This is a genomic window from Streptomyces sp. Y2F8-2 (assembly GCF_014905555.1).
In the GTDB taxonomy this organism is placed as follows: Bacteria; Actinomycetota; Actinomycetes; order Streptomycetales; family Streptomycetaceae; genus Streptomyces; species Streptomyces cynarae.
This window is the reverse complement of sequence record NZ_BNGS01000008.1, coordinates 265,682-290,774: the sequence shown is the minus strand read 5'-3', so window position 1 is coordinate 290,774 and position 25,093 is coordinate 265,682. Positions and strand designations below refer to the sequence as shown.

The window sequence follows — 25,093 nt, the reverse complement described above, 5'->3', positions numbered from 1 at the left end:
GATATCGGCCGATCACGGGCGCCCGGTCCCTCGCGCGCCCGACACCCTCAGAACTCGGGCGCGCTCACACCCGTACGAGTGAGGACGTCCACGACCGCGTCCACCACGGCCTCCACGTCGGGCACCCAGGGGGAGGCGGAGCCGGGCAGCGGTGCCCGCTCCCAGCGGATGCCACCGTGTCCGGTCTCGGACGGGGGCAGTGCCAGATAGCCGCCCTCGCCGTGGAAGCGCAGCGAGCCGGGGACGAAGTCCTTGGCGTACAGCAACTCGCCGAGCTGCTCCATGGAGTACGGCGCCACGAGGATCGCCCAGCGGTGCGGCGCCGCCACGACCGGGCCGAGGCGCATGCCCTTCCGGTCGAGGGCCGCCAGGGCGCGCGAGGCGGCGAGGGCGGGCAGGCTCACCGCGCAGGGCGCCTGGCCCCCGGTGGCCAGCACGATCGGCGCGGACGGCCGGTTGGTCCACCACCAGCGCACCATGCGCTCGTCGGTGGTGGCCGCCAGCAGCCCGGGGTCGAACGGGTGCGCGCCGGGCACCGTGCACTCCGGGTCGGGACACCCGCAGCGGGCACGCCCCTGCGGGTCCGGTGCCACACCCGGGAGTACGGGCCACTGCCATTCGGTCGCGAAGGTCAGGGCCGCGCTGATCAACTCAGGCCTCCCGTCGTTCCGCCTGGACAGGAGCCTGCGTCGCCTTCCGAGGATCTCGCGCATGAGCGCTCGTTCCTTTCCGTTGCACGCCGGCAACACCGAGGGCCATCACGTCATGTGTCGATCATGTGTCGATCACTTCACTGTGCGTACCTGCTGGCGCATCACACCCCTGTCCTGGACAAGGGGAACCCCTATGGGCCGAGCGTTGGCTGCGTCCGCGTCCATACTGCGCCCACCACGAGCATGGGCATGGCGTGGGGTGGCGACGCATGGCGTTTTGCCGTCCCGCTCTTACTCGCCGCCTCCACCACGGGAGGATGGGGCTCGGCCGTCGGTGGTTATGACGCCCGGTTGCGGTGCCAGGTTCCGGGTGGCCCCCAACCACCCCTGGCCTTCACCGAGTACGTACCCATCACGACCGTTGTGACGCTCCGTTGAACTATGCCAGTCGACCGCAATACAGCGGTCCTTGAGGCTATTTTAAGCCAACTTTGCTGCGCCGTAAGGGGGGAGAACCTGCATCCCGGACACCAGGAATCCCAGCAGGACAATGCTGGACATCCCCTCCTGAGTGCGTGTACATGTGGAGCCTCCGCTAGCGGCGCAGATTGACATGGGGGTTTGCGATGCTATCGAGCGATACGCTCCGGCCCGAAAGCCGGACGACATGAACGCCCCTCACCCTCCGAAAGTGGCCGGAATCGATTCAACGGTTCCCCCGCCCACCCACACTGTCGCGCCGACGCCTGCCGCCACGGAAGCCCCCTCGGCCGCCCCTCCCGCCTCCACCGACCCTTCCGGCCCCGGAGCGCTCCTCCAGGACCGGCTCGCCGCCTGGGTCTCCGATCTGACGACGCTCCACGAACTGACCGAACGCCTGGCCCGCACCGGCTCCCTCGCCGAAGCGCTCCAGGAAATGCTGCGCGCCGGAGCCGCCCTGGTGGGTGCCCGGCGCGGTCTCGTCGTACTGGAACCGCGCGACGGACTCGGCCCGGACACCACGATCGGCCTCGGCCTGGGGCGCGCCGACCTCGGGCACATCGAGACCGTGCCGCGCAGTTCCCTGTCGTACGGCAGGATCCTCGACGGACTGCCGGGCGGGGAGCGCGGGATCGCCGAGCCCGACCTGTTCTCGGAGGACGGGCTCGACCCCCGCCACCGCGATGTGGCCGCCCGCCTCGGCTACGCCGCGAGCTACGCACTCCCCCTGTCCACCGAGGCCGCCGGCCGCCTCGGCGCCGCCGTCTGGCTGTACGACGAACCGGCCGAGCCGGTCGAACGCCAGCGCCACCTCGTCGGTCTGTACGCCCGCTACGCCACCGAGCACCTGGCCCGCATGGTGGAGATCGAGCGCACACGCGCGTGCATGGCGACGATCACCGAGGAGCTCCTGCCCGCCCGGCTGCCCCGCATCCCCGGCGTCCAGCTCGCGGCACGCCGCCGCACGAGCCCCAGCGGAGGCGGCGACTGGTACGACGCGCTGCCGCTGCCCGACGCCGCGCTCGGGCTCGCCGTCGGGTCCGTCACCGGTTCGGGGCCGGGCGCGGTCGCCGCGACGGGCCGGCTGCGGGCCTCCCTGCGCGCGTACGCCGTGATGGAGGGCGAGGACCCGGTGGCGGTGCTCTCCGATCTGGAGCTGCTGCTGAGACTTACCGAGCCCGCCCGCTCGGCCACCGCCCTGTTCGCGTACTGCGAGCCGGCGCTGCGCAAGCTGACGCTCGCCGGGGCCGGGCACAGCCCCCCGCTGGTGATCGGCCCCAGACGCACCGAGTTCGTGGAGACGTCGCTGTCGGCGCCCCTGGGCATGCTGGCCTGCTGGGAGGCGCCGAGCATCGAACTGACCGCGGAACCCGGCGAGACCGTGCTGCTCTACACCGACGGTCTGCTCCAGCGCACCGGCGACCCCATGGACCGTGCCTTCGCACGGCTGCACGCGGCGGCCACGAGCGTGCCGAGGCCGCTGCGCATCGACCCGGGAGCGGTCGCCGACCACATCCTGCGGACGGTGCTCCCGGACGGGCTCGGCGAGGTCGACAGCACGGAGGACGTGGTACTGCTGGCGGCCCGCTTCGAGTGAGCAGCCGGCCACGCCGGGTGACGGCCTCTTCCTGCCCGGGCCCTCTTCTGTACGACCGTACGATGGGGGATGGCCCAGTGCCGTATCCAAGGAGGATGACCGTGGCGGACGAGCTCACGCCTGAAAGGCCGGAGACCCCGGAGCTTCAGGACGAGACCGAAGAGCCCATCAAGCAGCGCAAGAACGGCCTGTACCCGGGTGTGTCCGACGAGCTGGCCGAGAACATGAAGTCGGGCTGGGCCGACACCGAGCTGCGCGACCTGGAGCCGATCGCCCAGGCCGCCGAGACCGCCGCCCGCCGCGCCGCGCTGTCCGCGCGCTTCCCGGGCGAGCGTCTGGTGGTCCCCGCGGGCAACCTGAAGACCCGCTCGAACGACACGGAGTACCCCTTCCGCGCCTCCGTCGAGTACGCGTACCTCACCGGCAACCAGACCGAGGACGGCGTCCTGGTCCTGGAGCCCACTTCCGACGGCCACCGGGCGACCCTCTATCTGCTGCCCCGCTCCGACCGGGAGAACGGCGAGTTCTGGCTCTCCGGCCAGGGCGAGCTGTGGGTGGGCCGCCGCCACTCGCTCACCGAGGCGGAGAAGCTGTACGGCATCCCGGCCTCGGACGTGCGCGAGCTGCCCCAGAAGCTGAAGGAGGCCACCGGCCCGGTCCGCGTGGTGCGCGGGTACGACGCGGGCGTCGAGACCGCGCTGCACGACAAGGTCACCGCCGAGCGGGACGACGAGCTGCGGGTCTTCCTCTCCGAGATGCGCCTGGTGAAGGACGCGTTCGAGGTCGGCGAGCTGCAGAAGGCGGTCGACTCGACCGTGCGCGGCTTCGAGGACGTGGTGAAGGTCCTCGACAAGGCGGAGGCGACCTCCGAGCGTTACATCGAGGGCACGTTCTTCCTCCGCGCGCGCGTGGAGGGCAACGACGTGGGCTACGGCACCATCGCCGCGGCCGGACCGCACGCCTGCACGCTGCACTGGGTGCGCAACGACGGCCCGGTCCGCTCGGGTGACCTGCTCCTGCTGGACGCGGGCGTGGAGACGCACACGTACTACACCGCCGACGTCACACGGACCCTGCCGATCAACGGCCGCTTCAGCGAGATCCAGAAGAAGATCTACGACGCGGTGTACGAGGCCCAGGAGGCCGGTATCGCGGCGGTGAAGCCGGGCGCCAAGTACCGCGACTTCCACGACGCCGCGCAGCGGGTGCTCGCCGAGCGGCTCGTCGAGTGGGGCCTCGTCGAGGGCCCGGTGGAGCGGGTCCTGGAGCTGGGCCTGCAGCGCCGCTGGACCCTGCACGGCACGGGCCACATGCTCGGCATGGACGTCCACGACTGTGCGGCCGCGCGGACCGAGACCTATGTGGACGGCGTCCTGGAGCCCGGCATGGTGCTCACGGTGGAGCCGGGCCTGTACTTCCAGGCGGACGATCTGACCGTCCCGGAGGAGTACCGCGGCATCGGCGTCCGCATCGAGGACGACATCCTGGTCACCGAGGACGGCAACCGGAACCTCTCGGCGGGCCTGCCGCGCCGCTCCGACGAGGTCGAGCAGTGGATGGCGTCCCTGAAGGGCTGACACGCGAGCGACGGGAGCCGAAGGGTCGGGTACCACCGGGGTGCCCGGCCCTTCGCATGGGGGCCCCTCGGCCTGGTTCCGCGGGCCGGGCACTCACCGCGCTCACCGGGCGAGTGCGTCCACCGAGGTGCGGGGCCACAGCGGCCAGCCCTGGTGGCGTGCCTGCTCCCGCATGACCGGGTCGTCGCCCACGACGACGGCGTGGCCGGTCATCCGCAGCAGCGGAAGGTCGGAGACGTGGTCGCCGTAGGCCGTGGACGCGGACAGGTCCAGCGCGCGACGGGCGGTGAGCGCACGCACCGCCTCGGCCTTGGCCTCACCGATCATGGGCCGTTCCACCTGCCCGGTGTACCTTCCGTCCACCGTCTCGGGATCGGAGCAGAGCACGATGTCCGCGTCGAGGTGCCGGGCGATGGGCGCGAGAGGCGCGCGGAAGGAACCGGACACCAGGACGACGAGGTCGCCCTCTCGCTGGTGCCGGCGCAGCGCGCCCACCACGTGCTCGTTGAAGAAGGCGCCTGAGGCGAGCTCGGCCCGGAACCAGTCCTCGGCGAGCCGGGAGACCTGCCGGGCGTCGGCGCCGGCGTACGAGGCGAAGTAGGCGCGGTTGGTCTCCGCGCGCGGCACGCCGGCCGCCGTCATGGCCTTCAGCCGCTGCCGCTCGTGCCGGTACACCGACGGCGGATGCCCCTCGGCGGCCAGCCGGTACTCCAGGAACCGGAACATGCTGGTGACGTTGATGACCGTGCCGTCGACGTCGAAAAAGGCCGCTGAGCGCGGGGATGTCGATGCCATGCGAGTGGGGCCCTCCGTGATACGTGAGGCGGGTGCGGCACACCGGGGGACGCCCGCCCCGTGCGCCCTCTTCCGTTGGGGGAGCGGCCGGGCGCACGGGGCGGGCGCCGGTCAGCCGGCCGCCGGGGGTCCGGCCGACTCGGTGGGGACGCCGTCCACGGGCAGCAGCCCGCGCTCGGCGAAGACACGCTTGGCCGTGCTGAGAGCGTTGAAGGTGCGGGGGAAGCCGATGAAGGCCAACCCGTGCACCAGCGCGCCGACCACCTCCTTCGGGGTCAGGCCCGCGTTCAGCCCGAGTCCCAGGTGGAAGGCGAACTGCCGATCGGTGTCACCGAGGGCGGCGAGCATGGCCAGCGTCACCAACTGCCGCTGCCGGTCGTCGAGTCCGGGCTGCCCGTACAGGTCCCCGAAGACGAACTCGGCCACGAACCTGCCCATGTCGGGGGCCACGTCGGCGAGTGAGGTGAAGATGGCGTCGCCCTTGTCGCCGAGCGCCTCGAGCCTGGCCTGTCCCCGTTCGAAGCGCGGGTTGCCGCGCTGCTCGTCACGGATGTCACGCGTCATGCGACGGGCTCCGCGTGCCGCGCGGTGAACTCCAGCACCCGCTGCCAGGCGTCGGCGCTGATGTCCTTCCACTCCTCGGAGCCGCCGTCGAAGAAGGAGTGCGGGGCACCCTCGTAGACCTTGTACTCGTAGGTCTTGCCCGCACCGTCCAGCTTGTCGCGGAAGGACGCGAAGTCCTCCTGCGTGGTGGCGACATCATTGCCGGCGAGCAGCAGGAGCAGCGGCGCCGAGATGTCCTTGAGACGGTCCTCGACCAGGCCCGGCAGACCGTAGAAGCCGATGGAACCGGCCAGGCCCAGGTCGGCGCCGGCGAGCCGCCAGGAGTGGCCGCCGCCGAGGCAGAAACCGACGGAGAAGACGGTGATGCCGGGGTTCTTCCCGGTGAGGAACCCGATCGCGGCATCGGCGTCCTCGGCGACCCGGTCCGGCACCAGCTGCTTGAAGTGCGGCTGCCACTCGAAGTCGTCGCCGCGCGGCCCGAGTCCGGCCGTGCGCCCGTAGTAGTCGAGGACGACGGCGGCGAACCCGGCCTCGGCGAACCGGCGGGCCAGCTCCTGGTAGTAGGCGTGGACGCCACGGATGTCCGGCAGGATCACGACACCGCGACCGTTCGGCTCACCCGGCTGGGCATGGAAGGCGGTGAACGCCGTCCCGTCCGCGGAGGTCAGCTCGATCAGTCCTTCCTCGGCCACACTGCCGGGGTCGGCGACGGCGGGGGGCCTGCTGTCGGTGCTGTGGCACATGGATGTTGGCCTCTCTTCGATGGTGATGTGCGAAGGACCCGGGGGCCGTTCAGGCCGTGCGCACGGCACCGCGGGGGCGGCCGGCGACGCTGATGGCGCAGGTCAGGCGGGCCGTGCAGGAGCGCCTGCCGGAGCTGTCGCTGATGACGATCTCGTAGGTGGCCGTGGTGCGCCCCTCGTGGAGCGGCCGGCACACACCGGTCACCGTGCCGCTCGCCACCCAGCGGTGGTGGGTGCAGGACAGGTCGAGGCCGACCGCACGGCCTCCGGGTCCGGAGTGCAGGAACGCGGCGACGGATCCCAGCGTCTCCGCCAGTACGGCGTTGGCCCCACCGTGCATGATGCCGACGGGCTGGCGGTTGCCGTCGACGGGCATGGTGCCGATGACCAACCCGGGCTCGCAGCGGACCAGCTCGATGCCCATTTTCGCGACGAGCTGCTCCTGGCTGAACTCGGATGTCACGGCCCACGGCCCGAGACTGACGACGGTCATGGCGACCTCCCCCTGATGCGGAACTGGAATCCGGGTCCGCGAACGCCTTCGACGTTAGCCAATTCACCGTCGGCCCCGAAAGCCCGACAGCTGGTGGTGTGCAGGGTGGTGTTGACAGTAACCGCATGAACCGACTCTCCTTCGTCCGGCTCGATTCGGCTAGTTTCATGAGGACCGAGAAGTGCCCGCTGGGCCCGTCACATGGGAGTTGGCCTTGCCTGAAAAGGTGCCTGCAAAGGAATTACTGCTCGACTCGGTCGACGACTACCTGGGACCGGCCGAAAAAAGATTCTTCGGTTCCGGTTTCCGGCGCGTTTCCTATCGCTACGACAAGGTGGAGGTGACCCCCGGCCCGGGCGCGCGCGCCGATCTGGCCGGGCGGATGGACGTCGTCTATCCGGGCGACTGGTCGACCAAGGCTAAACACGGCGACCTGCGCCCGCACTTGAGCACCGTCGACGGCGTGATCATCGCCGTGCACCTGAGCGAGGTGACCCTCACCCACACCCTGGGCCTGACCCCGGAGAGCCGGCGCGCCGGCCGGGTCCTCGAGGTCCGGATCAAGGCGGGCACCACGCCCGACGAGGACCTGACGGGGCTGCCCGTACGGACGACCCTGCTCGGCAGCGCCCCGGTCCCCGGAGGGGACGGCGACACGGTGTCACGGCTGGAGACCCGGGCGGGCGCGATGCGGGTGCGCACTCAGCTCCGCCACCCGAGAGACGTCCATGCCACGGGCAGCCCGGCGCAGGCCGCCTACGCCTCCCCGGAGGAGTTGCTCGGTCCCGCGGACCGGCAGTACTACGGGACCGGCTTCGCCGCCCGCACGCAGAGCGTCCGCAAAGTCGCGGTGGATGTGGCGAACGCCCGTGCGGAGGCCGTCGTCGATGTGGCCCAGGAACCCGGCACCGTGCTCGCGACGGAGGGCACCGAGGGTATCTACCAGCCGTTCCTCGGCCTGGTCGACACGTTCGTCACCAGCCTGCAGCTCGGTCAGATCCTGCTGTACGAGACGGACGGTGTCTCCCGGGGCGCCAGCAACACGCTGTGGATGCGCACCACGGCGATGACGGCAGGCGTGGAACCCGACCCCATCCGCTACGAGACCCCGCTGAGCGTACGGCTCGAGAACAGCGCCCTGTTGCAGCGGGACGACGAGACCTGGCGCGCCGCCGACATCGTCGGCGATCTCGCCGGAAACACCGTGCGCTGTTCCGTGGCGCACCGGCTGCCCGGCTGAACCGGCGGACGGGGCGACGGTGCCGCGACTCCGCCGACCGGCGCCGGAATGGTCCTTCGGTCTCGGCCTTCCGGCCCCGCCTTCGGAATCCTCCTCGCACCGGAACAGCCCTCAGGAATCCACCTTCGGCTTCCGCATCGGATCCCGCCGCCGGCTTCCGCCTTCGGACACCGCCTTACTGGCTGCACTTCCGGTTCCACTTTCCGGTTCCATTTTCTGGTTCCACTGCCTGATTTCTCCTCCGGATTTCGTCCCGACCGTCCAAGACATCTCACGGGTGGCCCGCGCCGCCGCAAAACAGGAGCCTGCCATGCGTATCGCCATCTCCGGAACCTATTCCTCCGGGAAGACCCTCACCTCGTACGCACTCGCCCACTACGTGGGCGTCCCCCGCACCCGCGCCCGCACCATGCGCGAACTGCTGCCGGAGGCCGTGCCCGGAAAGACCCTGGAGGAGTGCACCGCGGCCGAGCTGATCCAGCTGATCGTGCGCCGTCACGTGGACCGGGCCGTGCACGAGAGCCGGTTCGAGGGCTCGTTCATCTCCGACGGCTCCTCGCTGCAGGAGTGGATCTACGGCGCGGTGCGCGTCATCGTCGGCATCAACCCCAATGACTCGGTGCACCTGGGGGAGTTGGAGAGTGTCGAGCGCACCCCCGAGATCCAGGTGTTCGAGGCGGTGATGGAGCAGCTGGGCGTCGCCTTCAAACAGCATGTGAAGAAGACGTACGACGCCTTCGTGCACCTGCCGAACGAACTGGCGCTGGCCGCCGACGGACACCGCCCGGTCAACGAGCGCTTCCGCTCCATGGCCGACCGACGACTGCTCGAGGTCGCCTCCGAACTCGGCATCCCCGCCCATGTGGTCGGGGGCTCCGTCGCAGAGCGGCTGGTGGAGATCGCACGGATCTTCGACCTGCCGGCGCTGATGACGCCCGAGGAGGCGATCGCGCGGGCGGAGGCCGAGTACCAGTCGCTGGACATGCGCATAGAGTCCGACCGGGCCTCGGTGATCGTGCGATGACGGCCCGGGCCGCAGTCCTCGCGGGCATCGGCTCCGCCGTCCCGCCCCGTGTGGTCACCAACCACGACCTCGCCGGCCGTATGGACACCTCCGACGAGTGGATCCGTACCCGCACGGGCATAGCCGAGCGGCGCGTGGTCGATCCCGGCACCGCCACCAGCGACCTCGCGATCGCCGCCGGGCGGCGCGCGCTCGACTCGGCGGGCGACCCGGGCGTCGGGGCGGTCGTGATCGGGACCGCCACACCGGACCACCCGTGTCCCGCGACCGGGCCCATCGTCGCCGCCGGGCTCGACCTCGGCACCGTGCCGGCCTTCGACGTCGGTGCCGTCTGCTCGGGCTTCCTGTACGCCCTGGTCACCGGCGCCGGACTGATCGCCGCCGAGGCGGCCGACAGTGTGCTGGTGATCGGCGCCGATGCCTTCACCACCATCGTCGATCCCCACGACCGCACCACCGCCCCGATCTTCGCGGACGGCGCGGGCGCCGTGGTCCTGCGCGCGGGCAGCCCGGACGAGCCTGGTGCCCTGCGGGAGATGCTGCTCGCCAGCGACGGATTGCAGGCCGACCTGATCCGTGTCGCCGCCGGCGGCTCCCGTCAGCGCAGCCACCACACCGAGGCGCTGCGCGAGGACCTGTACCTCACCATGCGCGGCGGCGAGGTGTTCAAGAACGCCGTCCTGCGGATGACGGAGTCATCACGGACCGTTCTCGCCCGCACCGGCTGGTCCACGGCCGACGTGGACCTCCTCGTCGGCCACCAGGCCAACGTGCGCATCCTGCACGCCGTGGCCGAACAGCTCGGCGTCGGCCTGGAGCGGGCGTACGTGAACATCGGGCACACCGGCAACACGGCCGCCGCCTCGATCCCGCTGGCCCTGGACGACGCGGTCGGCGAGGGCCGGCTGCACGCCGGCGACAAGGTGCTGCTCACCGCCTTCGGCGCGGGCACGACCTGGGGCGCTGTCACCCTCACCTGGCCCGACCGTCTCAGCCGGGCCGGCGCGCCCGCAACCAGCGCAGCCTGATCACGATCCGTCGACACCGTCACTTCGCGCCCCCGATCCGGATCTGCCGCCACCACACCGGAGGCGGCCCGATCCGACCTGCCGACACCCTCCACACCGGCACGCCGCACGATCCAGACCACCGGTCCCCCGGCACTCAGCCCGGCGCCCGCACACCACTCATCCCCGCCTCACCGATCCACGCAAGCCCCGGAGCACGCCTCCGAGGAGGGAGTACGAGATGCCCGTCACGGCTTATCCCGGACTGGTCGCGTTCATAGCCGAGAAGGCCGAGGTCCCCGTCGAGGAGATCGACCCCGAGAAGACCCTGGAGGACCTCGCGCTGGACTCGTTGACCTTGATCGAAATCGCCCTGTACATCCAGCGCGAGTACGGCGTCGAGGTCCCGGAGGGCGATCTGGCGCTCGGCCAGAAGCTGTCCGAGTGGGCCTCCTACCTCGACGAGCGGGTGGGCCGATGAAGGCCGTCGTCACCACCGCCGTCGGCGTGCCGGACGTGCTGCGCCTCACCGATCTGCCCACTCCCGCCCCCATCCCCACCGAGGTGCTGGTCAAGGTCGCGGCCGCGGGCGTCAACCCCGTCGACTGGAAGATCCGCGCCGGGGTGTTCCCGACCGGCGCACTCGGCGCCCCGCCCTTCGTCCAGGGCTGGGACGTCGCCGGGGTCGTCGAGTCCGGACCGCGGGTGACCCGTTTCCAGCCCGGCGACGAGGTGTTCGGTCTCGTCGGCTTCCCGCGCCCGGGCGGGGCGTACGCGGAGTACGTCACCGCTCCCGCCCGGCAGTTCGCCCGCAAGCCCGCGGAGCTGAGCTTCGAGGAGGCCGCCGCGCTGCCGCTGGCCGGGCTCACCGCCTGGCAGACGCTCGTCGAGACCGCGCACATCACGGCGGGCGACCGGGTGCTGGTCACCGCGGCGGCAGGCGGGGTGGGCCATCTGGCCGCGCAGGTCGCCCGGGCCCACGGTGCCGAGGTGACCGGCACGGCCAGCCGCGCCAAGCACGACTTCCTGCGCGAGGTCGGCGTCGACCACCCCGTCGACTACACCACGGGCCCCTTGCACCACACGGTCACCGGCCAGGACGTCGTCCTCGACCTGCTCGGCGGCGACCACAGCTTCCAGCTGCTGCGGACGCTGCGCCCGGGCGGGCTGCTCATCACCGTGATCGGCCATGTCAGCCCCGAACTCGCCACCCTCGCGGCGAGTCTCGGCGTGCGGGTGACGGGCTTCCTGGTGGAGCCCGACCACGCCGGCCTGGAGGAGCTGGCCCGTCTGGTCACCGAGGGCCGGCTGCGGGTGCGCGTGGACCAGGTCTTCCGGCTGGCCGATGCCGCGAAGGCCCACGAGTACGGCGAAGCGAACCGCACCACCGGAAAGATCGTGCTGGTCCCATGACGTCCCCCACCGCCTCCGCCCGGACCCCCGGACGCCGTGCCCGGCGGGCACTGCGTCCGGGGGGCGGGCTCCCGGACCGCCTGGTCACGGTCTTCGCCGTGGCCGCGGGGCTGGCCGTGGCCAACATCTACTATGCGCATCCGCTGCTCACCGCGATCGCCTCCGCGTTCGGGGTCGGCAGTACCGCCGCATCGCTGGTGGTCACGGCCTCCACGGCCGGCTACACCCTCGGCCTCGCCCTGCTGGTGCCGCTCGGCGACATGGTCAACCGGCGTCGGCTGCTGGTCGCCCTGATGCTCGTCACCGCCGTCACCCAGGCGGCCTCGGCCGCCGCGCCCTCGGTCACCGCGCTGGTCGTGCTGTCCGGGCTGATGGCGGTGACGGCCGTCGGCGCCCCGCTCCTCGTGGCGTTCGCCGCCGCGCTGGCCCGCCCCGAACAGCGGGGGCGGGTCACCGGCCGGGTGATGAGCGGGGTGCTCGGCGGTGTTCTGCTCGCCCGGACCGGCGCGGGTCTGCTGGCGCAGTGGACCGGTAGCTGGCGCTCGGTGTTCGCGGTGGCGGCGGTGGGCATGCTCGCGCTCGCGGCGCTGCTGTGGCGGCTGCTGCCCGACCTCGAACCCGCCGAGTCGCTCGGCTACCGGTCCCTGCTGCGCTCGGTGGCGTCGGTGCTCGGGCAGGAGCCGCTGCTGCGGCTGCGCTGCCTGTACGGCTTCCTCACCTTCGCCTCCTTCAGCGTCTTCTGGGCCTCGGCGGCCTTCCTGCTGGCGGCGCCCCCCTACCGGTACGGGGAAGCGCTGATCGGTGCCTTCGGGCTGCTGGGCGCAGCCGGGGCGCTGGCCGCGCGGGCCACCGGGCCCCTGGTGGACCGGGGCCGGGACCGGCTGGCCACCACCTTGCTGTACGTCATGAACCTGGTCGCCTGGGCACTGCTCGCACTCGACGGCGGCCATCTCCTGGCGTGTCTGGTGCCCGGCGTCCTGCTGCTCGACTTCGGGGTGCAGGGGGCTCAGGTCACCAACCTAGGCGTCCTCTACCGGCTGCGTCCGGAGGCCCGCAACCGGATCACGATGGCCTACATGACCGCCTACTTCCTGGGCGGCGCGGCGGGTTCGGCGCTGTCGGGCGCCGTCTACTCCGCCGCGGGGTGGGCCGGTGTGTCCGCGGCGGGCGGCGGCCTGGCGGCCCTGGTGCTGCTGCTCTGGGCTTTCGAACAACTGCGCGCGAGGGCCACGTAGTCGGCCGACACGACCCTCCTCTCTCGTACCTGAGTCCGCTTCACCTGAGTCCGCTTCACCTGAGTCCGCTTCACCCGAGTCCGCTTCACCCGAGTCCTGCCACCCCCGAATCCCTCTCGTATCCGACCTCGTCCCCTCTGGTCGAAGGAGTTCTCGTGCCCACTCGTCCGACGGGTGCCGTACGCTCCCGTCCCGTCCTCACCCTCATCGCGGTCTGCGTGTCCTGCGGGTTGCTGCCCGCCTCCCTGACCGGTACCTCCGTCGCCCTGCCCGATCTCGGCGCCGATCTGCACGCGTCGCTGGTGACCGTGCAGTGGGTCGTCAACGCCTACAACCTCACCTTCGCGAGCGTCATGCTCGTGGCGGGCTCCCTCGCCGACCTGCTCGGGCGGCGCAGGATGTTCACCCTGGGGCTCGCCGTCTTCGTCCTGTGCACGGCCGGTTGCGCCCTCGTCTCCGAGGTGGTGCTGATCGACGTGCTGCGCGCCGTCGCCGGCGTCGGTGCGGCGATGGTGCTCACCGCGGCGACGGCCCTGCTCGCCCAGGCGTACGACGGCGAGGCCCGGGCCCGCGCCTTCGGGTTCCTCGGCTCGTCCTTCGGTCTGGGTCTCGCGCTGGGACCGTCCCTGTCCGGCCTGCTGGTCGGTGCCTGGGGCTGGCGCTCGGTGTTCCTCGCCCACGCCGCCGTCGCCGCGGCCGTGCTGCTGCTGCGCCCGCTGTTGAACGAGTCGAGCGACCCCGAGGCGACCGGCGTGGACTACCCGGGGGCGACCACCTTCAGCGGTGCCCTCTTCGCGCTCACCCTGGCCCTGGTCGAGGGCCCGCAGATGGGCTGGGCGCATCCGCTCGTCCTCGGGCTCGCCGTGGCGGCGGCCCTGCTGCTGGTGACGTTCGTGCGCATCGAGAAGCGCCGGGCGCGGCCGATGCTGGAGCTGTCGCTGCTGCGGGAGCCGAAGTTCGTGGCGGTCAGCCTGATGCCGGTGTTGCTGGCGTTCGGCTTCGTGTGCCTGCTGGTCTTCCTGCCGTCCTTCTTCATCGGCGTCAACGGCATGAGCTCGCAGCGCGCGGGTCTGACCATGCTGCTGCTCAGTGGCCCGGTGCTGGCCCTGCCGATCATCAGCGGTCTGCTCGCCCGCAGGTTCAGCGCGGCCGTGCTGCTCGGCGTCAGCCTGCTGCTGGTGGCGGGCGGCGCGGCCTGGCTGACCGTCCTGAACCGGGGTTCCGACACGGCCTCGCTCGCCGGGCCGCTGCTCGTCATCGGCACCGGTGTCGGCATCTCCTTCGGCCTGCTCGACGGCGCCGCGGTCGGCTCCGTGGACGCGAGCCGGGCGGGCATGGCGGCCGGCCTGTTCAACACCATGCGGCTGACCGGTGAGGCCGTCGCCATCGCCGGAATGGGATCCGTCCTCGTCAGCATCACCCAGCACAACCTCCGGCACCCGAGCGCCTGGCACGGCGGCGTCGGGGAGCTCGCCAACCGTGTCGTCCAGGGCGAGATCGGCTCGGTCGCGGACCGGGTGCCGGCCGCGCAGCGCGCCGCGTTCACCGCATACGTCTCGGACGCCTACACCTCCGCCCTGCACACGGTGCTGTGGCTGCTCGCCGCGGTGTGCGCCGTGGGCGCTCCGCTGATCGTGCTCATGCTGCGCCGCCCCGCGCCCGCACAGCGGGCCGCCGGGGCCGAAGCCCGCGACGCCAAGGAACCGATCACGATGGGAGAGACCTCATGAGCAAGCCCGACTCGAGGCCCGTGCTGGTCGTCGGCGCGGGCCCGGTGGGCCTGACGGCCGCGGCCGAGCTGGCCCGGCGCGGGATCCCGGTGCGCCTGGTCGACAAGGCCGCCGAGCCCAGTCCGCTGACCAAGGCCCTGATGGTGTGGCCGCGCACGCTGGAGGTGTTCCGAGGGCTGGGTGCCGCCGCGTACATCGACAAGCACGGCCTGCCCGTGCACTCCTTCCGCTACAACTCGGGCACCGAACCGATCTGCGACATCGTCTTCGGCGACCGCACCCGCCCCATGGTGATCGTCCAGCCGGACGTCGAGGAGCTGCTGCGTGAGGCGCTGCACGGCGCCGGCGGCAAGGTGGAGTGGCGCACCGAGCTGACCCGCCTCAGCCAGGACTCCGACGGGGTGCTCGCGACCCTGAGGGGGCCGGACGGCGAGGAGCACACCGAGGAGTTCGCCTACGTGGTCGGCGGCGACGGCGCGAGCAGCACCGTGCGCAAGTCGCTGGGCTTGGAGTTCAAGGGGGCGACGTACCCGAACCTGTTCATCCTGGCCGACACCGCGATCGACGGTGACCTGCAGAGGGATTCCGTGCACTACTACTGCACGGAGAACGGGATCATGGTGCTCGTCCCTCTCTACAACGGCCGGTTCCGGGTGTTCACCGCGGGCCCACCTGGGATGAAGCCCGAGGACCTGACGCACGAGGTGCTGCAGGACTTCGTCGACAAGCGGGGTCCGGGCGGCCTCAAGCTGTACGACGTCTCCTGGCAGACCACGTTCAGCATCCACGCCCGGCACGCCGAGCGGTTCCGGGCCGGCCGGGTCTTCCTCGCGGGCGACGCCGCGCACATCCACAGCCCAGCGGGCGGCCAGGGCCTCAACACCGGTGTGACGGATGCCCACAACCTCGCCTGGAAGCTGGCGCTCGTGCACCGCGGCGCGGCCGCGCCGGCCCTCCTCGACAGCTACGGCAGCGAACGCGCGGCCGTGGCCCAGGCCGTGGTGCGGCAGGCCGAGGTGCAGACGAAGGCGTGGATGCTCGACAAGCGCTGGCAGATCCTGCTGCGCGACGTCTCCGCGCGCCTCGCCGAACGCACGGGCGTCTTCGACCGCTACTACTCGCCGTGGCTCGCGGGCCTGACCAACCACTACCCGGCGGGCCCCGCCGTCGAGGAGGACCGCAGCGGGCGGCTACGGCGGCCGCGCCACCGCAACGGCCATCTGGTGGCGGACGCCGCACTGCGCGAGTCGCTGCCGATCGACCGCTACACGCTGCTCGTCACCCTCCCGCGCTCCGGCGCACAGCCGTCGGAGCTGACGGAGCTCCAGGCGGCGTACGGGGACCTGGTCACGGTCCGGCAGAGTCGCGGACCGCGCTTCTCGGCCGTTCTGGTCCGCCCCGACCACTACGTCGCCGCCCAGGACTCCGCACCGGACCTCGGGCGGATCCACCGCCATCTGGCCGGGCTCGCGGCTCCGGCGGCGGACGGCACCCGCAAGAACCTCAGCACGGAAGGACACACCGCATGACCAGGAACACCTCCCAGACCGTCCAGGAGTTCTTCAACCGATTCGGGTCGGGCGACCTGCCCGGACTGCCGGAGCTCTTCGCCGAGGACGCCGATCTCGTGGTGGCGGGCGCCGCGACCGTCCCGTGGACGGGGCACCTCACCGGCCGACAGGAGGTGGAAGGCTATTTCCGGCGGTTCGTGGAAGCGGTCCAGACCCAGCGGTTCGACGTCGAGCGGATCGCTGTGGACGGTGAGGACGCCATCGTCCTCGGTGAGTTCACGCACAAGGTGCTCTCGACGGGGAAGCCGTTCTCGGGGCCGTTCGCCATCCGGATCACGGTCCGTGAGGGGCTGATCCGGCGCTACCAGACGTTCGAGGACAGCTACGCGGCAGCGATCGCCTTCTCCGAGGACAGCTGACCCGCCTCCGCACCCTCGGCTCGCTCCCCGCGCGGCCGGTCCGGTTCAACCGGGCCGGCCGCGCGGACAACCGGTCGAGCGTCCTGCGCCGTCGGCATGGGCAGGAAGGCCGGCAGGGTCAGCAGCGCGGGCAGGACCGGCCGTAGCGGGACGAGCAGACCCGGGAACCTCCGGCGAACCCCCTCCGTGCACGCCGGGGTCGAACGCTCGGAAGTCGTCGCCCGCTACGCCGCCACGGTCGCCTCGTCAGAGGACAGCGTGCCCTCTCCTCCCCCCTCCTTGCCCGGCCGGTCCGTCTCCTCCGGGCCGACCGCGGCGAAGAACCGGTCGAGCTTCTCCCTCGTCTCCGGCATGGTCGGCATGTGCAGGACCAACTGGACCTCGTGGTCCCCGGCGAGTTCCCACTCGTGAACGTCGAAGCTGAGCGTCCCGACCTTGTCGTGGACGAGTCCCTTCGTTCGGCTCTTCATGGGTTCCAGCACTTCATGGCTGCTCCACAACCGGGCGAACTCCGGGCTTCTCTCGTTGAGTTCGTCGAGTACGCGCTCGATCTCGGGCTGGCCGAAGCAATCGGCCACATCCGAGCGGAAGCGGGCGACCGTGCTGCGGGCCAGCGCGTCGGCGCCCGCATAGCGGCTGCGGCAGGTGTCGTCCGTGAAGAACTCCACCAGGATGTTCCCGCCCGGCCCGGAGAACCCCAGGAACTCGGCCACCGCGGAGTTGGCCGCCAGGATGTTCCAGCAACGGTCCCGTACCAGCGCCGGGTTGGGGAACCAGTGGTTCACGATCTCTGCCAGACGCTGCGGATCGTCGGGACCGCCGTCGGCCCCCTGTCCGACGTCCGGTGTCTTGAGACCCGCCAGCCGGTAGAGGTAGATCTCCTCTGCGGGATTGAGCCGGAGGGCTCCACTGATCGCGCCCAGCACCGATTCCGAGACGTTGATGTCCCTTCCCTGTTCCAGCCAGGTGTACCAGGAGGTACCGACACCGGCGAGGACGGCGACCTCCTCTCTGCGCAGTCCGGGGGTACGACGGCGGCCCGATGCGTTGAGCCCCACATCGGCCGGGGACAGTCGCATACGTCGTGTCCGGAGAAAGTGAGACAACTCTTCAAGTTGACGCTTTCTGCGACCTGTAGTCATGAATCCCGAGGCTCTACGAAGGGCAATACCCAGTCAAGCAAAACCTTCACCAAGAATGGCCTGTTGTGGTCGTTACAGCACCACAGAAGCAACAAAAGTGCAGGTCAGATGCCAGAGGGGACTCGCAGGAACCTTCCTGCGTGGCCGATTCCCGCCCTCGACAAAGACGGATTTCAGACTTCCGCTTGCGTCGCTGCGGACGTTACCCCGGGAAAAGAACGAGCGGAATTCTAATTCGCTTTTCAACCAGTCCGGAAGTCGGACGCCGTCGAGCCGGAATGTGTGACTTACAGCACGTCCGGCAGGACCCTACACCGCCATCAGCGGAGAGTCGTTGCGCCACTTGAGGATCTTGTCGAAGCTCACCACCGCGCCGCCGCGGCCCGGCTTGTTGCCGATGTGCACATGGTCGGCGAGTTCCTCGATGAGACCCAGGCCACGGCCGTGCTCGGCGTCCGCGCGCACCGGGCGGGTCACCGTACGAGGTCTGCCGGCGGGGAAACCCGGGCCCGAGTCGGCGACTTCGATGCGGCACTTCTCGCCGTCGAGGTAGGCCGTGACCCGGTACGCCTCCGACACACCGCCGTTCGCGGTGTCGCCCCCGTGTTCGACCGCGTTGGCGCAGGCCTCGGTGAGGGCGATGGAGAGGTCGTAGGAGATGTCCGGATCGACGCCCGCGGTCTCCATCGTGCCCAGCAGGAGCCGTCGGGCGAGCGGCACGCTCGCAGCTTCGCGCCGCAGATGGAGTGACCACCAGATGCTCATGCTCCAGCCTCCTGGCCGCGGCTCGACATACCGTTACGTATTGCCACGCCTGCCGGGGGGCAATCGCCCGATTGTCGACTTCCCGCTCGTTCGGCGGATGCGCCGGGGCAGGGGTCGGGTGTATGCGGCGACGACTCGAGGACGGGCCACCAGAACGTGATCTTCCGGATCACTGTTCTGATTACCACATTTACGTCATCTTGCGGACCTGCTGTACGGCCCCGCCGAAGCCGGTGGGATGATGAGGCCGCCATGAGTGCCCCCCACCCGCGCACGGCGCGCACCGGATGCGATCTCCGGATTCTGCGGGCCGCGGTGTTCGCCGCGGTCTGCGTCGTGCTGGCCGCGGCCGGGCACGGGCTCGCCTCCTGCGCCACGGTCCCGCTGTGGACCCTGGGCGCCGGCCTGCTCGGCATGTTCGCCGTCGCCGCCCTGCTCGCCGGGCGGGAGCGCTCGCTGCCTGGCATCGCGGCGGTCCTCGCGGTGGGACAGGTCGTGCTGCACACGCTGTTCGGGCTCGGGCAGCACTCCGGCGCCATGGCGTCCAAGGCGATGTCCACGGCCGACGCCGCCCTCGTGGCCCGGGCCGCGCACCTGATGTGCGGCGCCACCGCGGCGACGATCTCCCCCGCACACGCCCAGAAGATCCTCTCCGACGCGCGCCTCGCCACGGCGGCGGACACGGCCGCCGCGCACCACCCGGCCGACGCCCTGTCGGCCGCCGGCTCGTGGTGGTCGGTCCTGCCGTCCCTGCCCATGCTGCTCGGGCACGTCCTCGCGGCCGTCGCCGCCGGGTGGGTGCTGCGCCGTGGGGACATGGCGCTGCTGCGGCTCATGCGGCTGTCGGCGCACGGGGCCGCAGAGGGGGCGCTCGTACGATCCCTGCGCTCGTCGTTCGCCCTCGCGCACGCCCTCCTGGCCGGGCTCCCCGGCGCGCCCGACGCAGGGCCGCGCGCCCCGCGCACCGTCTTCCTGCTGCCGCCGAAGCCGCGGACGGCCACGCTGCAGCACACGGTGATCCGGCGCGGACCGCCCTCCGCCACTCCGTTCGTCCTCGTTGCCTGACGCGACCGCACCACTCCACCCGTCCGTACGGAAGAGGCTGCCGTCGCGCGGCACGCGCGCGTGCCCACACAGGAACCGGCCACGGCCGCGATCACCCCTGCACACGCGCATCTCTCGTCGTCAACGGACTCTCACTCGAAGTGGAGTGGTCTCAAGCCATGAAGGCCATCAAGGGTTCCCTGAAGGGCTCCCGCATCGCCGTCGCCGGTGCCGCCGCCGCATCGGCCGTCCTCGTCCTGTCCGCGCCCGCCTTCGCGCACGTGACCGTGCAGCCGGAGGGTCAGGCCGCCAAGGGCGCTTACGCGGTCGTCGACTTCAAGGTCCCGAACGAGCGGGACGACGCCTCGACCACCAAGCTCGAGGTCAGCCTCCCGACCGACCACCCGCTGGCCTCGGTGATGCCGCAGCCGGTCGACGGCTGGAAGGTGCAGGTCACCAAGTCCAAGCTCGCCAAGCCGCTCACGATGCACGGCCGGCAGATCAACGAGGCCGTGTCCAAGGTCACCTGGACCGCCACCGGCAAGGGCATCGAGCCGGGCTACTTCCAGAAGTTCCCCCTCTCGGTCGGCCAGCTGCCCGAGAACACCGACCAGCTCGTCTTCAAGGCCCTCCAGACGTACTCCGACAACGAGGTGGTGCGCTGGATCGAGCCGAAGAAGGAGGGTCAGGAAGAGCCCGAGAACCCCGCCCCGGTGCTCGAGCTGGCCTCCGCCTCCTCCTCCGGCCACCACGGCTCCACGGCCGCGGACGCCTCCGACACCACGTCCGCCGCCAAGGACACCGCCGGCGACGCCGCCTCCGGCGGCACCGACACCACCGCCCGAGTCCTCGGCGTCGTCGGCATCGTCGTCGGCGCGGCGGGCGTGGCGTACGGCGTCCTGGCCGGCCGCCGACGCACCACCGACGCCTGAGCACCACCTCGCCTTCGGGCATGCGCAGGGGTCGTACGGCACCGCGGCGACGCGACACGTACGGCCCCGGCGCACCCGTAAGCACTGACATCTGGGACATTTCTCTATGCGCACCAAGAAGACGTTCGCAGCGGCCGCGCTCCTCGCCACCGCCGCGCTCACCCTCACCGCCTGCGGGTCCGGCGACAGCGGCGACAAGCCGGTCGCCGTCGTCTCCGCGGAGCCCGGCTCCGACAAGGCCGGAACGGTGCTGGACCAGCCGTTCGAGAAGCCGGACCTCGTCCTCACCGACACCCAGGGCAAGAAGTACGACCTCCGCGAGCAGACCAAGGACAAGCCGACGCTGATCTACTTCGGCTACACGCACTGCCCCGACGTCTGCCCGCTGACGATGAACAACCTCGCCGTCGCCAAGAAGGAGGTGGACCGGAGCAAGCAACTGACCCAGGCACAGAAGGACTCGCTGCGCATCGTCTTCGTCACCACCGACCCTGAGCGCGACACCCCCTCGGCGCTCGGCACATGGCTCAAGGGCATCGACCCGTCCATCGTGGGCCTGACCGGCGACTTCTCCACCATCCAGGCCGGCGCGCGCACCCTCGGCATCAGCATCGAGCCGCCGAAGAAGGACAAGGACGGCAAGATCGTCTCCACCCACGGCACCCAGGTCATCGCGTTCTCGCCGAAGAGCAACGGGGGTTACGTGGTCTACGGCCAGGACGCCACCGTCGACGACTACATCCGCGACATACCCAAGATCATCAAGGGGGAGAACCCGTGAGCCGCCGACTCGGCGGCCCCGCCGCGATGCTGGCGGCGGGGATGATCCTCGCCGGCTGCGGCGGGCTGGTGCTCGTCGGCTGCGGCGGCTCGGGCGGCTCCTCCACCAAGCCGGAGCTGAAGGTCACCGGCGCCTACATGCCCCAGCCCGTCACCGTCGACATGGCGGCCGGCTTCTTCACCGTCACCAACTCCGGCGGCGCCGACACCCTCACCTCCGTCACCAGCGGCCTCGCCGGTGACGTCACGCTGCACTCCACCGAGGGCGGCGCCATGGAGGAGGAGAAGTCGTTCGCCGTGCCCGCGCACGGCGAGCTGGACTTCGCCAGCGGTGGCAACCACCTCATGTTCGAAAAGCTCACCCGCAAGCCGAAACAGGGCGACAAGGTGTCCGTACAACTCCACTTCGCGAAGTCCGGAACGGTCACCGTCGAGATGCCCGTGAAGCCGGCGACGTACAACCCGAAGACCGGCCACTGAGGGAGGCACCACCGTGACGCAGGCCATCGCTCCCGGCGGGCGCGCCGTCCCGAGCACCATCCGTACGGCGTCCCGGCGCACGGTCCGCATCCGTGCGGCCCGCCTGCTGCTGACGCTGCTGCTCGCCGTCGCGGGCGGGCTGTTCACCGGGGCCGCGCCCGCCTCCGCGCACGCGGCACTGCTCGGCAGCGACCCCGCGCAGGGAGTGGTGGTCGACAAGGCGCCCACCCAGGTCACGCTCACCTTCTCCGAGCAGGTCGCGTTCTCCGACAGCTCGCTGCGCGTCCTCGACCCCCGGGGGCAGCGCGTCGACACCGGGAAGCCGACCAACCTCAGCGGCACGACCTACGGCGTACAGCTGCGGCCGGGGCTCCCGGGCGGCACCTATACCGTCACCTACCAGGTGGTGTCCGCCGACAGCCACCCCGTCTCCGGAGCCTTCACCTTCTCCGTCGGCGCCCCCTCCGCGACCACGGTCTCCGCCTCCGGTCCGACCGTGGGCGGCGGGGTCGTCGGCACCCTCTACGGGATCGGGCGGTACGTCTCCTACGCCGGGTACATCGTGCTGATCGGCGGAGCGGCCTTCGTACTCGCCTGCTGGCAGCGGGGCGCCGGGGTGCGGGCCGTGCAGCGGCTCGTCGTCTCCGGGTGGGTGGCCCTCACCTCGGCCACCCTCGCGCTGCTGCTCCTGCGCGGCTCGTACACCGGCTCGGGCAAGGTCGCCGACATCTTCGACCTGTCCCTGATCGGGCAGGTGCTGCAGACCAAGGCGGGGGCGGCGCTGGTGTCCCGGCTGCTGCTGCTCGCGGCCGCGGCGCTGTTCATCGCGGTGCTGTTCGGCGCCTATGTGAGGCGGGACGCGGAGGAGGCGGCCGCCGAGGCGGATGCCGGGGAGGGCGCCCCGGATGCGGATGCCGGGGAGGGCGCCGTCGATCCGTCCGCCGAGAAGCGGGACCTCACCTTCGGGCTCGCCATCGGCGGAACCGTGATCGCGGCGGGGCTCGCGGCGACCTGGGCGATGGCCGAACACGCCTCGACCGGCATCCAGACCGGCATCGCGATGCCCGTCGACGTCCTGCACCTGCTGGCGGTCGCCGTCTGGCTCGGCGGACTCGCCGCGCTGCTCGTCGCGCTGTACCGGGCGCCGTCGATGGGGGCGGCAGCCGTGCGGCGCTTCTCGCGCCTCGCGTTCGGCAGCGTCGTGACGCTGGCCGCGACCGGGGTCTACCAGTCCTGGCGCCAGGTCGGCTCCTGGTCGGCGCTGACCGGGACGGCATACGGGCAGCTGCTGCTCGTGAAGGTCGGCCTGGTCGCCGTCCTCATCGGCATCGCGTGGATCTCGCGGCGGTGGACGGCGCGGCTGACGGACGCTCCGGCCGACGTCGCACAGGACACGGCCGAGAAGAAGCGGGCCGCGGTCGCGACGCAGGCATCGACATCGGCGTCGGCATCGGCATCGGCGTCGGCATCGGCATCGGCGTCGCACGAGCAGACGTCGGCGGAGGCGAGCGGGCCGGAAGTCTCCCGCGCGGAAGGCGCCTCCCGTCCGGCCGCAGCGTCCGGCACGGCGTCCGCGGGGTCCGGTGACTCCGAGCGTGCCGCCCAGCTCGCCCGGCAGCGGGCCGCCGTGGCCGCCGCACGCGCCAAGCGGGTCCGGGACGCCGACCCCGTCCGTACCGGGCTGCGGCGCTCCGTCCTCGCCGAGGCGGCCGTCGCCGTCGTCCTGCTCGCCGTCACCACCGCACTGACCACCACGGAGCCCGGGCGCACGGAGGAGGCGGCCAAGGCGCTCACCGCCTCCGCCACCTCGCAGCGCTCCGGGTCCCTGTCGCTGGAGATGCCCTTCGACACGGGCGGCCAGGACGGCAAGGGCACGGTGCGGCTCACCCTCGACCCGGCCCGCGTCGGCGGCAACGTGCTGCACGTCTACGTGACGCGCCCGAACGGCAAGGCCTTCGACGTCCCGGAGGTGAAGGTCGCCTTCACGCTTCAGGCCAAGGACATCGGACCGCTGCCGATCGCGCCCGACCACGTCGCCACCGGCCACTGGTCGGCGAGCGGTGTCCAGATCCCCATGGCGGGCGACTGGAAGATCGAAGTGACCGTGCGGACCTCCGACATCGACCAAGTGACCGTGAACAAGAACGCGCAGATCGGCTGAACCCCACGATGGCTGACCAGTCCACCGACACCACCACCCCCAGAGCGGCCATCACACGGCGACGGCTCCTCGGCACCGCGGGCGCCACCGGCCTCGCGCTCGGGGCCGCGGGCGGGGCCGCCGGGTACGCCGCCGCGCCCGCCGAGAAGAGCGCTCCGCTGACCTCGCTGGGCGCGGACCGAGTGATGTTTCACGGGAAACATCAGCCCGGCATCACCGACGCCCTCCAGGCCCGCGGCCACCTCGTCGCCTTCGACCTGGCGGCGGGCGCCGGCCGCAAGGAGGCCGCCGCACTGCTGCGCCGCTGGTCCACCACCGCCGAGCGGCTGATGGCGGGGGAACCGGCCGCGCACGACGACACCGACGTCGCCCGTGACGCCGGCCCCTCCTCCCTGACGATCACCTTCGGCTTCGGACACAGCTTCTTCTCCCGTACCGGACTGGAGAATCAGCGCCCGGACGCCCTGGACCCGCTGCCCGACTTCTCCTCCGACCACCTCGACAAGTCCCGCAGCGAGGGCGACCTGTGGGTGCAGATCGGCGCCAACGACGCGCTCGTCGCCTTCCACGCCCTGCGCGCGATCCAGAGGGACGCGGGCGGCGCGGCCCGGCTGCGCTGGCAGATGAACGGCTTCAACCGCTCGCCGGGCGCGACCGCGCACCCCATGACCGCCCGCAACCTCATGGGCCAGATCGACGGCACCCGCAACCCCAAGCCCAGCGACGCCGACTTCGACCAGCGCGTCTTCGTGCCCGCGTCCGGTGACCCGGCGTGGATGGCGAACGGCTCCTACGCCGTCGTACGCCGCATCCGCATGCTCCTCGACGACTGGGAGAAGCTCTCGCTCAAGGCCCAGGAGGAGGTCATAGGCCGCCGCAAGTCCGACGGGGCACCGCTCAGCGGCGGCACCGAGACCACCGAGATGGACCTGGAGAAGACCGACGCCGACGGCAAGCTGGTCGTCCCGATCAACGCCCACGCACGGATCACCCGGCCCGACCAGAACGGGGGCGCGGCGATGCTCCGCCGCCCGTTCTCCTACCACGACGGTTTCGACGCGGACGGGACACCGGACGCGGGCCTGCTCTTCATCTGCTGGCAGGCGGATCCGCTGCGCGGCTTCGTGACCGTGCAGCGCAAGCTCGACCGGGGGGACGCGCTGTCGCAGTACATACGCCACGAGGCGAGCGGTCTGTTCGCGGTGCCGGGCGGCGCGGCGAAGGGGGAGTACGTGGGGCAGCGGCTGCTGGAGGGATAGGGCCTGTCTTCTTCGGATCAGGTCGGCTCGGGCAGGCCCTCGATGGGGT

Annotated in this window: 24 protein-coding genes; 17 read left to right on the top strand and 7 right to left on the bottom strand. The window is 71.4% G+C overall.

The annotated features are described in order from the left end of the window. Window positions 1-47 precede the first annotated feature (47 nt). Window positions 48-713 carry a bifunctional DNA primase/polymerase gene (locus tag SY2F82_RS26800; protein WP_200421709.1) on the bottom strand — a complete coding sequence of 222 codons (666 nt, stop codon included), beginning with the start codon at window positions 711-713 and terminating at the stop codon, window positions 48-50. Window positions 714-1,224: 511 nt separating this feature from the next. On the opposite strand from SY2F82_RS26800, the gene SY2F82_RS26795 reads away from it, so the two are divergent. Together SY2F82_RS26795 and SY2F82_RS26790 are read left to right on the top strand one after the other, a co-directional pair. Continuing rightward, on the top strand, window positions 1,225-2,730 hold the full coding sequence (locus SY2F82_RS26795) for a SpoIIE family protein phosphatase (protein WP_374707208.1): 1,506 nt from the start codon (window positions 1,225-1,227) through the stop codon (window positions 2,728-2,730). 101 nt (window positions 2,731-2,831) lie between these two features. Further along, window positions 2,832-4,307, top strand: a complete 1,476-nt coding sequence (locus tag SY2F82_RS26790; RefSeq protein WP_200421707.1) for an aminopeptidase P family protein — start codon at window positions 2,832-2,834, stop codon at window positions 4,305-4,307. Window positions 4,308-4,409: 102 nt separating this feature from the next. Here SY2F82_RS26790 and SY2F82_RS26785 read toward each other — a convergent pair whose 3' ends face one another. From SY2F82_RS26785 to SY2F82_RS26770, 4 genes are all read right to left on the bottom strand, one after another. Further along, on the bottom strand, window positions 4,410-5,102 hold the full coding sequence (locus SY2F82_RS26785; RefSeq protein ID WP_200421706.1) for an HAD family phosphatase: 693 nt from the start codon (window positions 5,100-5,102) through the stop codon (window positions 4,410-4,412). Window positions 5,103-5,213: 111 nt separating this feature from the next. After that, window positions 5,214-5,666 (bottom strand): carboxymuconolactone decarboxylase family protein, encoded by a 453-nt coding sequence (locus tag SY2F82_RS26780; protein WP_200421705.1) that lies wholly within the window; start codon window positions 5,664-5,666, stop codon window positions 5,214-5,216. Beyond that, complete coding sequence (locus tag SY2F82_RS26775) at window positions 5,663-6,409, bottom strand: dienelactone hydrolase family protein (protein ID WP_236041806.1); 747 nt, start codon at window positions 6,407-6,409, stop codon at window positions 5,663-5,665. Before SY2F82_RS26775 ends, SY2F82_RS26780 begins: the two co-directional genes overlap by 4 nt. A 49-nt stretch (window positions 6,410-6,458) precedes the next feature. Further along, window positions 6,459-6,902, bottom strand: a complete 444-nt coding sequence (locus SY2F82_RS26770) for a hotdog fold thioesterase (protein WP_200421704.1) — start codon at window positions 6,900-6,902, stop codon at window positions 6,459-6,461. A gap of 226 nt (window positions 6,903-7,128) precedes the next feature. On the opposite strand from SY2F82_RS26770, the gene SY2F82_RS26765 reads away from it, so the two are divergent. The 9 genes from SY2F82_RS26765 (at window position 7,129) to SY2F82_RS26725 (ending at window position 16,481) form a co-directional block, all read left to right on the top strand. Beyond that, window positions 7,129-8,142 (top strand): AvrD family protein, encoded by a 1,014-nt coding sequence (locus SY2F82_RS26765; RefSeq protein WP_200421703.1) that lies wholly within the window; start codon window positions 7,129-7,131, stop codon window positions 8,140-8,142. A 310-nt stretch (window positions 8,143-8,452) separates the two neighbouring features. After that, window positions 8,453-9,166 (top strand): AAA family ATPase, encoded by a 714-nt coding sequence (locus tag SY2F82_RS26760; RefSeq protein WP_200421702.1) that lies wholly within the window; start codon window positions 8,453-8,455, stop codon window positions 9,164-9,166. After that, window positions 9,163-10,194, top strand: coding sequence for a beta-ketoacyl-ACP synthase III (locus SY2F82_RS26755; RefSeq protein WP_200421701.1), 1,032 nt, complete (start codon window positions 9,163-9,165; stop codon window positions 10,192-10,194). Before SY2F82_RS26760 ends, SY2F82_RS26755 begins: the two co-directional genes overlap by 4 nt. Window positions 10,195-10,414: 220 nt before the next feature. Continuing rightward, window positions 10,415-10,654, top strand: coding sequence for an acyl carrier protein (locus SY2F82_RS26750; protein WP_200421700.1), 240 nt, complete (start codon window positions 10,415-10,417; stop codon window positions 10,652-10,654). Further along, window positions 10,651-11,586 carry an NADP-dependent oxidoreductase gene (locus tag SY2F82_RS26745; RefSeq protein WP_200421699.1) on the top strand — a complete coding sequence of 312 codons (936 nt, stop codon included), beginning with the start codon at window positions 10,651-10,653 and terminating at the stop codon, window positions 11,584-11,586. The genes SY2F82_RS26750 and SY2F82_RS26745 overlap by 4 nt, the downstream gene beginning before the upstream one ends. After that, complete coding sequence (locus tag SY2F82_RS26740) at window positions 11,583-12,821, top strand: MFS transporter (protein ID WP_200421698.1); 1,239 nt, start codon at window positions 11,583-11,585, stop codon at window positions 12,819-12,821. The genes SY2F82_RS26745 and SY2F82_RS26740 overlap by 4 nt, the downstream gene beginning before the upstream one ends. A 155-nt stretch (window positions 12,822-12,976) precedes the next feature. Continuing rightward, window positions 12,977-14,551 carry an MFS transporter gene (locus SY2F82_RS26735; RefSeq protein ID WP_200421697.1) on the top strand — a complete coding sequence of 525 codons (1,575 nt, stop codon included), beginning with the start codon at window positions 12,977-12,979 and terminating at the stop codon, window positions 14,549-14,551. Beyond that, window positions 14,548-16,080, top strand: coding sequence for an FAD-dependent monooxygenase (locus tag SY2F82_RS26730; RefSeq protein WP_200421696.1), 1,533 nt, complete (start codon window positions 14,548-14,550; stop codon window positions 16,078-16,080). The genes SY2F82_RS26735 and SY2F82_RS26730 overlap by 4 nt, the downstream gene beginning before the upstream one ends. After that, complete coding sequence (locus SY2F82_RS26725; protein ID WP_200421695.1) at window positions 16,077-16,481, top strand: nuclear transport factor 2 family protein; 405 nt, start codon at window positions 16,077-16,079, stop codon at window positions 16,479-16,481. Before SY2F82_RS26730 ends, SY2F82_RS26725 begins: the two co-directional genes overlap by 4 nt. 224 nt (window positions 16,482-16,705) lie before the next feature. Here SY2F82_RS26725 and SY2F82_RS26720 read toward each other — a convergent pair whose 3' ends face one another. Both SY2F82_RS26720 and SY2F82_RS26715 read right to left on the bottom strand, forming a co-directional pair. After that, complete coding sequence (locus SY2F82_RS26720) at window positions 16,706-17,623, bottom strand: helix-turn-helix transcriptional regulator (RefSeq protein WP_268980408.1); 918 nt, start codon at window positions 17,621-17,623, stop codon at window positions 16,706-16,708. Between the two features lie 309 nt (window positions 17,624-17,932). Further along, complete coding sequence (locus tag SY2F82_RS26715; protein ID WP_200421693.1) at window positions 17,933-18,388, bottom strand: ATP-binding protein; 456 nt, start codon at window positions 18,386-18,388, stop codon at window positions 17,933-17,935. 252 nt (window positions 18,389-18,640) lie between these two features. Between SY2F82_RS26715 and SY2F82_RS26710 the strand changes: the two genes are divergently transcribed. The 6 genes from SY2F82_RS26710 to efeB all read left to right on the top strand — a co-directional run bounded on the left by SY2F82_RS26710 (window position 18,641) and on the right by efeB (window position 25,044). Then, window positions 18,641-19,453 (top strand): hypothetical protein, encoded by an 813-nt coding sequence (locus SY2F82_RS26710; RefSeq protein ID WP_200421692.1) that lies wholly within the window; start codon window positions 18,641-18,643, stop codon window positions 19,451-19,453. A gap of 179 nt (window positions 19,454-19,632) precedes the next feature. Continuing rightward, complete coding sequence (locus SY2F82_RS26705; protein ID WP_200421831.1) at window positions 19,633-20,364, top strand: YcnI family protein; 732 nt, start codon at window positions 19,633-19,635, stop codon at window positions 20,362-20,364. 106 nt (window positions 20,365-20,470) lie between these two features. After that, entirely contained in the window at window positions 20,471-21,145 is a 675-nt protein-coding gene (locus SY2F82_RS26700) for an SCO family protein (RefSeq protein ID WP_200421691.1), read from the top strand. 26 nt (window positions 21,146-21,171) lie between these two features. Next, entirely contained in the window at window positions 21,172-21,624 is a 453-nt protein-coding gene (locus SY2F82_RS26695) for a copper chaperone PCu(A)C (RefSeq protein ID WP_200421830.1), read from the top strand. A gap of 58 nt (window positions 21,625-21,682) precedes the next feature. Continuing rightward, the gene (locus SY2F82_RS26690; protein WP_200421829.1) at window positions 21,683-23,785 is read left to right on the top strand and encodes a copper resistance protein CopC; all 2,103 of its coding nucleotides are present in this window, start codon (window positions 21,683-21,685) and stop codon (window positions 23,783-23,785) included. Between the two features lie 8 nt (window positions 23,786-23,793). Then, a complete protein-coding gene (gene efeB, locus SY2F82_RS26685) occupies window positions 23,794-25,044 on the top strand; it encodes an iron uptake transporter deferrochelatase/peroxidase subunit (protein WP_200421690.1) in 1,251 nt (416 codons plus the stop codon). Window positions 25,045-25,093 lie beyond the last annotated feature (49 nt).

Excerpts from the sequence above, each read along its gene's own strand:
- SY2F82_RS26720 (WP_268980408.1), bottom strand. The coding sequence starts at position 17,623 with ATGACTACAGGTCGCAGAAAGCGTCAACTTGAAGAGTTGTCTCACTTT.
- SY2F82_RS26755 (WP_200421701.1), top strand. The coding sequence starts at position 9,163 with ATGACGGCCCGGGCCGCAGTCCTCGCGGGCATCGGCTCCGCCGTCCCG.
- SY2F82_RS26775 (WP_236041806.1), bottom strand. The coding sequence starts at position 6,409 with ATGTGCCACAGCACCGACAGCAGGCCCCCCGCCGTCGCCGACCCCGGC.
- SY2F82_RS26730 (WP_200421696.1), top strand. The coding sequence starts at position 14,548 with ATGAGCAAGCCCGACTCGAGGCCCGTGCTGGTCGTCGGCGCGGGCCCG.
- SY2F82_RS26710 (WP_200421692.1), top strand. The coding sequence starts at position 18,641 with ATGAGTGCCCCCCACCCGCGCACGGCGCGCACCGGATGCGATCTCCGG.
- SY2F82_RS26745 (WP_200421699.1), top strand. The coding sequence starts at position 10,651 with ATGAAGGCCGTCGTCACCACCGCCGTCGGCGTGCCGGACGTGCTGCGC.
- SY2F82_RS26725 (WP_200421695.1), top strand. The coding sequence starts at position 16,077 with ATGACCAGGAACACCTCCCAGACCGTCCAGGAGTTCTTCAACCGATTC.
- SY2F82_RS26785 (WP_200421706.1), bottom strand. The coding sequence starts at position 5,102 with ATGGCATCGACATCCCCGCGCTCAGCGGCCTTTTTCGACGTCGACGGC.
- SY2F82_RS26740 (WP_200421698.1), top strand. The coding sequence starts at position 11,583 with ATGACGTCCCCCACCGCCTCCGCCCGGACCCCCGGACGCCGTGCCCGG.
- SY2F82_RS26770 (WP_200421704.1), bottom strand. The coding sequence starts at position 6,902 with ATGACCGTCGTCAGTCTCGGGCCGTGGGCCGTGACATCCGAGTTCAGC.
- SY2F82_RS26780 (WP_200421705.1), bottom strand. The coding sequence starts at position 5,666 with ATGACGCGTGACATCCGTGACGAGCAGCGCGGCAACCCGCGCTTCGAA.
- SY2F82_RS26715 (WP_200421693.1), bottom strand. The coding sequence starts at position 18,388 with ATGAGCATCTGGTGGTCACTCCATCTGCGGCGCGAAGCTGCGAGCGTG.
- SY2F82_RS26800 (WP_200421709.1), bottom strand. The coding sequence starts at position 713 with ATGCGCGAGATCCTCGGAAGGCGACGCAGGCTCCTGTCCAGGCGGAAC.
- efeB (WP_200421690.1), top strand. The coding sequence starts at position 23,794 with ATGGCTGACCAGTCCACCGACACCACCACCCCCAGAGCGGCCATCACA.
- SY2F82_RS26700 (WP_200421691.1), top strand. The coding sequence starts at position 20,471 with ATGCGCACCAAGAAGACGTTCGCAGCGGCCGCGCTCCTCGCCACCGCC.
- SY2F82_RS26750 (WP_200421700.1), top strand. The coding sequence starts at position 10,415 with ATGCCCGTCACGGCTTATCCCGGACTGGTCGCGTTCATAGCCGAGAAG.
- SY2F82_RS26695 (WP_200421830.1), top strand. The coding sequence starts at position 21,172 with ATGCTGGCGGCGGGGATGATCCTCGCCGGCTGCGGCGGGCTGGTGCTC.
- SY2F82_RS26760 (WP_200421702.1), top strand. The coding sequence starts at position 8,453 with ATGCGTATCGCCATCTCCGGAACCTATTCCTCCGGGAAGACCCTCACC.